Consider the following 2196-nt stretch of genomic DNA (forward strand, 5'->3'; position numbering starts at 1 on the left):
GGACGAGATGTCCGACGAGCTGCTGGGCGTCCTGCGGGAGATCGTCGCCGTCGAGGAGGGACGACCGAATCCCGCGCCCAGTCTGCGTTTCGGCTCGGAGGCGCATCTGACCGGGGAGAATCCCGACGGCAGCGTCGCCGGACCGCCGTGGTCGATACTGCCGACATGCCGGCCCGACCCCGAAGACCCGGCCGCGGCCACCCTGGCCGCGTTACCCGACGTGGAACCCGAACAGTTGACCAAGCTGCTTTCGACGATGAGTCCGGTGGACCGGACCGGCCCGGCCACCCCCGGGACCCACCTGCACCTCGCCCGCGCCTGGATGGAGGCCGGCCAGGCAGCCCGGGCGCAGGCCCTGCTCACGACAGTCGCGAACGACGACCCCTACCAGTGGCGTACCGACTGGTACCGGGGGCTGCTCGCGCTCACCGCCGGTGACGCGCAGGCGGCCCGCGACTTCTTCGACAAGGTCTACAGCGCGCTTCCCGGCGAGCTCGCGCCCAAGCTGGCCCTGGCCCTGGCGACCGAAACCGCCGACCCGGCGACGTCCGCGCGCATGTTCGACGTCGTCTCCCGCACCGACCCGACGTTCACGTTGGCGTCGTTCGGGCTGGCCCGAGTCCGCTTACGCGCCGGTGACATGCGCGGCGCGATCGAGGCATGGCAACGCGTGCCGCGGGCGTCCGCGGCGTACGTGTACGCCCGGACCCGCATCATCCGGGCCATGGTCGACCCTGCCGGTCGTCCCGGACGGGCCGAACTCGCCGAGGCGTCGGGCAATCTCGACGTGCTGGACGCCGACCCAGGAGCACGGGCGGATCTCGCACGGACGATTCTGGAGGTGGCACTCAAGGTGCTGGAGGCGGGCACACTACAACCTGGTGACGACGTCGTCGTCGTGGGACGGCCGCTGCGCGTCCGAGACGTGCGTTCCGGTCTGGAACAGGTGTACCGCGATCTGGCCAGGCTCGCCACGACCCGGCCCCAGCGCGTTGCCATGGTAGAGGCGGCAAACCGCGTCCGCCCGTGGACGCTGGTCTGATCAGGTGATACGCACGTGATCAACCGTGGGCGATCCACGGCAGAAGTCACGAGGACCGGGCGGGTCGTCCACGACCCCGCCACGGAGAAGGGACGGTACGGAATCGACCAGAAAGGGGGATGCTGCCCGGTGTGCGCGAGTCCGGCATACCCGGACGACCGCTTCTGTGAAGCGTGTGGAACGCCGCTGCGGGCCACAACGCCGGCGGAGACCGACGACGCCGACCATCGCGAGATCGACCTCGGCCCGATTGCCGGCGTCTGTGACCGAGGGGTGCGTCACGCCACCAACGAGGACGCGATGGGCGTCGCCATGGTCGGCTCCACTCTGATCGCGGTGGTCTGTGACGGCGTGTCGAGCACGCCCGGGTCCGGGCCGGCGGCCCGCGCGGCGGCGGCGGCCGCGACGGCGGTACTTGCCGAGTCCACCCCCCGCACTCGCCCCGGGCGGGACCCCGACGGCGGAGATCGTCGGAGTCGGGGCAGTGCGGCCGGACCCGACCGGTTCGGCTACACCGGCTTCGGTGCGGACTTCGGCGAGGACGGTGACCCGCCCGACTACCGTGATCGTTACGGTGACTACCGCAACGATCACGGCGACTATGACACCGACGACATCGGCTGGCCCGACGCGGACATCCCGACCAGGCCACCCAGCGTGCTCAGCGAGGAGCTGCCCCCAAGCCAGGCCGAACGGGCGATACACGCCGCCGTCGCCGCCGCACAGGACGCGGTGGCCCGGGTGCCTGCCGTCGGACGCAGCTCGCCGTCCTGCACGCTGACCGCGGCGATCATCACGCGTGAGCGGGACGGCACCGGACGTGTGACCGTCGGTTGGATCGGCGACAGCCGAGTGTATCTGCTCGCAGCGCGCTGCTTCGAACGCCTGACCGAGGACGACACCTGGGCGGCCGAGGCCGCCCGCGCCGGGCTGATCCCCGCGTCCGCGGTCGAGACCGACCGGCGGGCCCACACCCTCACCCGCTGGCTCGGTGCCGACGCCGGTGACGTCACCCCGCATGTCCGCGTCTTCCCGCTGCCCGTTTCGGCCACGGTGCTGGTCTGTACCGACGGGCTGTGGAACTACCTGTCCCGCGCCGAGGACATGGCCGCGGTCGTCGGCCAGCTCCCACCGAACGCCTCGGCGGTCACGAT

Annotated in this window: 2 protein-coding genes; both read left to right on the plus strand. The window is 71.5% G+C overall.

Annotation, left to right across the window (positions count from 1 at the left end):
- The coding region (locus tag DD1DGNOD_RS30275) for a tetratricopeptide repeat protein (protein ID WP_283234751.1) at nt 1-1042 on the plus strand (1042 nt) is incomplete at its 5' end.
- A gap of 15 nt (nt 1043-1057) precedes the next feature.
- Nucleotides 1058-2196, plus strand: a 1139-nt coding sequence (locus DD1DGNOD_RS24935) for a protein phosphatase 2C domain-containing protein (RefSeq protein WP_131771161.1), incomplete at its 3' end; no start/stop codon positions are given.

It is taken from the genome of Candidatus Protofrankia californiensis (assembly GCF_900634765.1).
In the GTDB taxonomy this organism is placed as follows: domain Bacteria; phylum Actinomycetota; class Actinomycetes; order Frankiales; family Frankiaceae; genus Protofrankia; species Protofrankia californiensis.